5 protein-coding genes are annotated in these 6,280 nt (G+C 69.2%); 3 read left to right on the top strand and 2 right to left on the bottom strand.

What is annotated here, in order from left to right; translation table 11 throughout:
• Both D588_RS0119490 and D588_RS0119485 read right to left on the bottom strand, forming a co-directional pair.
• Positions 1-940, bottom strand: a 940-nt coding sequence (locus D588_RS0119490; RefSeq protein WP_017917183.1) for a patatin-like phospholipase family protein, incomplete at its 3' end; no start/stop codon positions are given.
• 208 nt (positions 941-1,148) lie between these two features.
• Complete coding sequence (locus D588_RS0119485) at positions 1,149-2,162, bottom strand: TIGR00266 family protein (protein ID WP_017917182.1); 1,014 nt, start codon at positions 2,160-2,162, stop codon at positions 1,149-1,151.
• A 280-nt stretch (positions 2,163-2,442) separates the two neighbouring features.
• Here D588_RS0119485 and D588_RS0119480 point away from each other — a divergent pair, with 280 nt between their 5' ends.
• The 3 genes from D588_RS0119480 to D588_RS0119470 are packed head-to-tail and all read left to right on the top strand — an operon-like array spanning position 2,443 to position 6,242.
• On the top strand, positions 2,443-3,612 hold the full coding sequence (locus D588_RS0119480) for a hypothetical protein (protein WP_017908406.1): 1,170 nt from the start codon (positions 2,443-2,445) through the stop codon (positions 3,610-3,612).
• A 10-nt stretch (positions 3,613-3,622) separates the two neighbouring features.
• Positions 3,623-4,042, top strand: a complete 420-nt coding sequence (locus D588_RS0119475; protein ID WP_017917181.1) for a hypothetical protein — start codon at positions 3,623-3,625, stop codon at positions 4,040-4,042.
• A gap of 19 nt (positions 4,043-4,061) precedes the next feature.
• A complete protein-coding gene (locus D588_RS0119470) occupies positions 4,062-6,242 on the top strand; it encodes a methyl-accepting chemotaxis protein (protein ID WP_026143901.1) in 2,181 nt (726 codons plus the stop codon).
• Positions 6,243-6,280: the final 38 nt, after the last annotated feature.

The raw sequence follows: 6,280 nt of genomic DNA, 5'->3' as shown, positions 1-6,280 counted from the left end.
CCGCCGCGGCTGCGGCGGCCGCGCGCTGCTGCTGCAGTTGCGCCAGCTTGGCCTTGATCTGCGGCATCGCTGCCAGCGCGGCCTTTTCGCCTTCCAGGATCGCGGCGTTGCGCTGGGCGAAGTCGGCCGCGCCGATGTCGTTGACCTTGGGCCGGATCACGATGTCGGCGCGGCCCAGTTCCTGCTGGCCCAGGCGCTGGCCCATGATCGCGATCGACTGGTTGACGGTGCCGAGCATGTTGCCCGGGTTCTTGCCGCTGGCCTTGCTGGAGATGTCCACGGCGATGACGAAGTCGGCGCCGAGCTGGCGCGCCGCGTCCACCGGCACCGGGCTGACCACGCCGCCGTCCACGTAATGGAACTTGCCGATGGTCACCGGCTCGAACACGCCGGGGATGCTGCTGGACGCGCGCACCGCCTGGCCGGCATTGCCGCGCACGAACACGGTGCGCTCGCCGTCTTCCAGCCGGGTGGCGACCGCGGCGAACGGCTTGGCCAGCTTCTCGATCGGCTTGCCCTTGAGCTGGGCGTTGACGTAGTCCTGCAGCGCCTGGCCCTGCACCAGGCCGCCGGAGAACAGGCGCATGTCGCGGATGCTGCTCTCGTCCAGCGCCACCGCCGCCTGCTGCATCTGGAACGCGTCCATGCCGCTGGCGTACAGCGCGCCGACCACGCTGCCGGCGCTGGTGCCGGACACCACCGTCGGCTCCAGGCCATTGGCCTGCAGCATCTTGATCACGCCGATGTGGGCGAAGCCCTTGGCCGCACCGCCGCCCAGGGCGATGCCGATGCGCAGCGGCTGGGCGGCCGGCGTGGGCAGCGGTGCCGGTCCGCTCACCACCGGGGCCGGCGGCGCCGGCTTGGGTTCGCCGCCACAGGCGGCAAGCAGGCCGAACAGGGACAGGGACAGCAGCAGGCGCGGGGAGCGGAACACGGTCATGGAAGCGTCGCGGAAGGAAGAAGAAGGGAAGAGCCGGCGCGAGGATAGCCGCATCCTCCTGCACCGCCCACGACTGGAGGTCATGGCGTGGGGTGTGCGGGTGCTTGGGTGAGGGTGTGGAGGCTTGTACTACGCAGTCTGCGAGACGCTGCGCGCCGTACCCTCACCCCAACCCCTCTCCCGGGGGGAGAGGGGCGAATGCGCTGCTTTAGAAGTTGTTGTCGCCGTCGAGGATGCGGCCGAAGCCGCCCAGCACCGAGCCTTCGCCGCGGTTCTGCCCGCCGCCCTGCGGCGCGGCGGCGAACATGCGTCCGGCCAGGCGCGAGAACGGCAGCGACTGCAGCCAGACCTTGCCGGGTCCGGTGAGGGTGGCCAGGAACATGCCTTCGCCGCCGAAGAACATGCTCTTGATGCCGCTGACCGGGCGCACGTCCATGTCCACCGAGGCGTGGAAGGCGACCACGCAGCCGGTGTCCACGTCCAGCCGCTCGCCGGCGGCCAGCTCGCGCTCGATCACGCAGCCGCCGGCATGCACGAACACCCAGCCGTCGCCCTCCAGCTTCTGCATGATGAAACCTTCGCCGCCGAACAGGCCGGTCATGATCTTGCGCTGGAAATGGATCCCCAGCGACACGCCGCGTGCGCCGGCCAGGAAGCTGTCCTTCTGGCAGATCAGGCGGCCGCCGTGCTGGTCCAGCTTCATCGCCAGCACGGTGCCGGGATAGGGCGCGGCGAAGGCGACCTTGGCCTTGCCCTGGCCCTGGTGGGTGAACACCGTGGTGAACAGGCTCTCGCCGGTGACCAGGCGCTTGCCGGCCGACAGCAGCTTGCCCATCAGCCCGCCCTGGTTGCCGCCGGAACCGTCGCCGAACACGGTGTCCATCTGCACCGCCGCGTCCTTGAACATCAGGGCGCCGGCCTCGGCCACCGCGCTCTCGCCGGGGTCCAGCTCGATCTCCACGAACTGCATTTCGTGGCCGACGATGCGGAAGTCGATCTCGTCGGCGCGGCCGCCTGCGGCCGGCGGCGGCGGCAGGCCCGGCGGCAGGAACGTCGCGCCACCCTGCAGGGCCGCGATCTGCGCCACCGGCAGCCAGCCGTTCTGGCCCTGGCTCCAGGCCAGTGCCGTGGGGTTGTTGCGGGCGAAGGTGACTGCATCGGCATCGTCGAACGGGCCGGAGCGGGTCTGTTCGCTGCCGGTCAGGAAGTACCACTGGGTCATGGGTGCAGGTCCTTGGCGGGTCATGGCGGCGAGTCTAGCGGGCCGCCGCGACGGCCGACATCTGTCCAACGGCAGGGTGGCGGCTGCCACCGCTGGCCGGCCGTCAGGAGACACCGCGGCACGGGTTCTGCGAACCGTTGGTCGTAAAAACCATGACAGCGCTCAAGAACGCGGCGCGAACGCCGTTATCGGCTCACTGCCGTCACGGGCCGCATCCACGGGGATGGGTGCGGTCGGATCGTCGGCCATCGCCAACCCGCCATGTAACTGGGGAAATTCAATGAAATTCAAGGTTTTACTGTTGAGCGGTGCGCTGGCACTCGCCTCTGCCGGCAATGTCCAGGCCCAGGACGGCCCCGAGCTGTCCTTCAGCGGCTTCGGCACCCTGGGCCTGGTGCACTCCACCGAGGACCGTGCCGACTTCACGCCCGACCTGCAGACCACCGAAGGCGCCGGCGCCAGCCAGCGGACCTCGCCGCGTCCGGACTCGCGCATCGCCGGGCAGGTCAACGCCACCTTTACCGACAAGTTCAGCGGCGTGCTGCAGGTCACCAGCGAGTACGCCGAGCGCGCCTCGTATGCGCCGAAGGTCACCCTGGCCCACGTCAAGTACCAGTTCGCGCCGGACTTCGCGGTGCGTGTCGGCCGGATCACCGCGCCGCTGTACATGCTGTCCGAGTACCAGCGCGTCGGCTACGCCACGCCGTGGGTGCGTCCGCCCTACGAGGTCTACAACTACCTGATGGCGATGGACGGCGTGGAAGGCGTGTACACGCGCAATGTCGGCCAGAGCGTGCTCAGCGTGCAGGGCTTCTACGGCCGCATCGATTCCAAGAAGGCCGAAGTGCACGCGATGCGCGGCCTGTCGCTGGTGCTGGACCAGGGCGCTTCCACCTACCGCGTGGCCTACATCAAGGGCAATGCCGACTACCGCACCGACGATCTGGACCGCCTGTTCGGTCTGTATCGCCGGATCAACCCGGCTCTGGCCGAACGCCTGGACACCGTCGGCGTCGCCGGCAGCTTCGCCAGCGCCGGCTACAGCTACGATCCGGGTCCGTGGTTCGCGCGCGCCGAAGTCATCCGCGCCGACTACTCGCCTTCGCTCAACGGCAAGACCACCTCCGGCTACGTGAGCGCCGGTGCGCGCTTCGGCGCGCTGACCCCGTCGCTGACCTACGCCAATGTCGACAAGAAGGCACCGGTGATCGCGCCGGGCGCCGATCCGCTGGGGCTGATGACCCGCGCCGTCGCGCTCGCCGAGAACGGCCGCCACAGCTACACCGCCTCGTTGCGCTGGGACGTGTACGAGAACGTGGCCTTCAAGTTCCAGGCCAGCCACATCGTCAACAACGCCGGCTCGTACGGCAGCCTCGGCAACATCCAGCCGGGTTTCCGTCCTGGCGGCAGCTACAACCTGCTGTCGGCCTCCTTCGATTTCGTGTTCTGAGGACGACACCATGAATGCTTACAAGATTGCCGGCGCTGCCGCGCTGGCCCTGTTCTGCACCGCCGCGCAGGCCGAGGTGGTGGTGGTGATGTCGTCCAAGAGCCCGGTGGACAGCCTGAGCAAGGACCAGGTGTCGCAGATTTTCCTGGCCAAGTCCAACAGCCTGCCGGGCGGCGCGCAGGCCACGCCGATCGACCAGGACGAGGGCGCCAAGGCGCGCGAGGAGTTCTACAAGAAGGTCACCGGCCGCGATGCCGCGCAGCTGAAGTCGTACTGGTCGCAGCTGATGTTCACCGGCAAGGCGCAGCGTCCCAAGCACGTGGCCGGCGACGATGCGGTCAAGAAGGCGGTCGCCGCCTCGCCTGGCGCGATCGGCTACATCGATGCCGGCACGCAGGATGCGAGCGTCAAGGTCGTCTTCAAGCCCTAATTGCCTCCGGAGAGCCTCCATGATGAGACGTCTGCTTTCCCTGCCGTTGTTCTGGAAGATCCTGCTGCCGGCGGCGGTGTCGATCCTGTGCCTGCTGGGCTACATCGGCTTCAGCACCGTGGTGTTCCAGCGCAACAACGGGCATCTGGAGGCGATCCGCGACGTGCACTTCCCGGTGCTGGACACCATGACGCGCAACGTCGCCGCGCTGGACAAGATCATCAATGGACTGAACGGCGCGGCGGCGGCCGGCGACATGGACATGCTCAAGGCGACCGCGCCGATCGCGTCGCAGATCCACGCGTCCTACCAGAAGCTGCAGCAGACCGACCCGGGCAATGCCCGGGAACTGGCGCGGCTGGGCAAGGAGTTCGACGAGTACTACGCGCATGCGGCGGCGGTGGCCGCGGCCTTCGCGCAGCAGCGCGAACCGGATGCGGCGCAGATGGAGGCGATGGCACCGTCGCTGGAGCGCTACCGCACCCACCTCAACGCGATGCACCACAGCGCCGACGCGCGCTTCCGCGCCACCGTGCAGAACGCCGTGGACAGTTCGATCGCCGCCAGCGTCGGCGGCCTGATCGTGGGCGTGCTCGGCGCGCTGGCCTGCATCGCCTTCGGCTGGATCGTCGCGCGCGCCATTACCCGTCCGTTGCGGCGTGCCATCCGCACCGCGCATGCGGTGTCGCAGGGCAAGCTGGACAACCCCATCGCCATCGCCATCGCCATCGACAGCGGCGACGAGGTCGGCCAGTTGCTGCAGGCCATGGACAGCATGCAGCGCCAGTTGCGCCGCGTGATCCAGGCACAGACCGAGATGGGCGCGCAGCACGAGGCCGGCGTCACCAGCCACCGCATCGTCGCCAGCGAGTTCCCCGGCGAGTTCGGCAGCATGGTCCAGGCCGGCAACGCGCTGGTCGAGGGGCACATCGCGGTGACCCTGCGCGTGGTCGAGCTGATCAAGCGCTACGCGCGCGGCGATCTGTCGCAGGAACTGGAAGCGTTGCCGGGCGAACGCGCGGTCATCACCCAGTCGCTCAACGACGTGCGCCGCAACCTGCTGCGGATCAATGGCGAAATCAAGCGGATGGCCGCGGCGGCGGCGGCCGGCGACTTCACCGCGCGCAGCGACGAGGCCGCCTTCGACTTCGACTTCCGGCAGATCCTGGTCGACCTCAATCAGCTGATGAGCACGGCCGACCGCAACCTCAACGCGCTTTCCTCGCTGCTGCAGGCGGTGGCCAGCGGCGACCTGACCGGGCGCATGCACGGCGAGTTCGAAGGCGTGTTCGCGCGGATGCGCGACGACGCCAATGCCACCGTCGCGCGTCTGACCGAGATCGTCGGTCGCATCCAGCACTCGTCGGCCGCGATCGATGCGGCCGCCGCCGAAATCGCCGCCGGCAACGACGACCTGTCGCGGCGCACCGAGCAGCAGGCGGCAAGCCTGGAAGAAACCGCCGCGTCGATGGAAGAACTGACCTCCACGGTCAAGCAGAACGCCGAGTACGCGCAGCAGGCCAACCGCCTGGCCGCCGGCGCGGCCGCGGTCGCCGTGCAGGGCGGCAACGTGGTCGGACAGGTGGTGAGCACGATGGAGGGCATCGCGTCCTCGTCCCGGCGTATCGGCGACATCATCGGCGTGATCGACGGCATCGCCTTCCAGACCAATATCCTCGCGCTCAACGCGGCGGTGGAAGCCGCGCGTGCCGGCGAACAGGGCCGCGGGTTCGCGGTCGTCGCCAGCGAGGTGCGGACGCTGGCCCAGCGCTCGGCCAATGCGGCCAAGGAGATCAAGGGCCTGATCGACGAGTCGGTGGAGCGCGTGGCCGATGGCTCGGCCCTGGTCGGCCAGGCCGGCACCACCATGCAGGAGATCGTCGCCTCGGTACAGCGCGTCACCGACATCATGGGCGAGATCTCGGCGGCCTCGCGCGAGCAGTCGGCCGGCATCGAACAGGTCAACACCACCGTAGCGCAGATGGACCAGGCCACCCAGCAGAACGCGGCGCTGGTCGAAGAAGCCACGGCCTCTGCGCGCGCCATGGAAGAGGAAGCCGGGCAACTGAGCCAGTCGGTCGCGCTGTTCCGCCTGGGCGCGCCGGCGCCCGCAGCCAGACCGGCGCAGGTGTCGCGGCTTGCGGAAGACACCGCGGCGGCGTCGCCGGCCGTGGCGGTGGAGGACGCGCTCGACGCGTGAGGTGTCGGCCGCCGTGCGCGTGGCCGTCGTGTGGCCGC

This window comes from Xanthomonas sp. SHU 308 (assembly GCF_000364645.1).
GTDB classification, from domain to species: domain Bacteria; phylum Pseudomonadota; class Gammaproteobacteria; order Xanthomonadales; family Xanthomonadaceae; genus Xanthomonas_A; species Xanthomonas_A sontii.
Note: the sequence above shows the minus strand (reverse complement) of the source record. Positions and strands in the feature narration are given on the sequence as shown.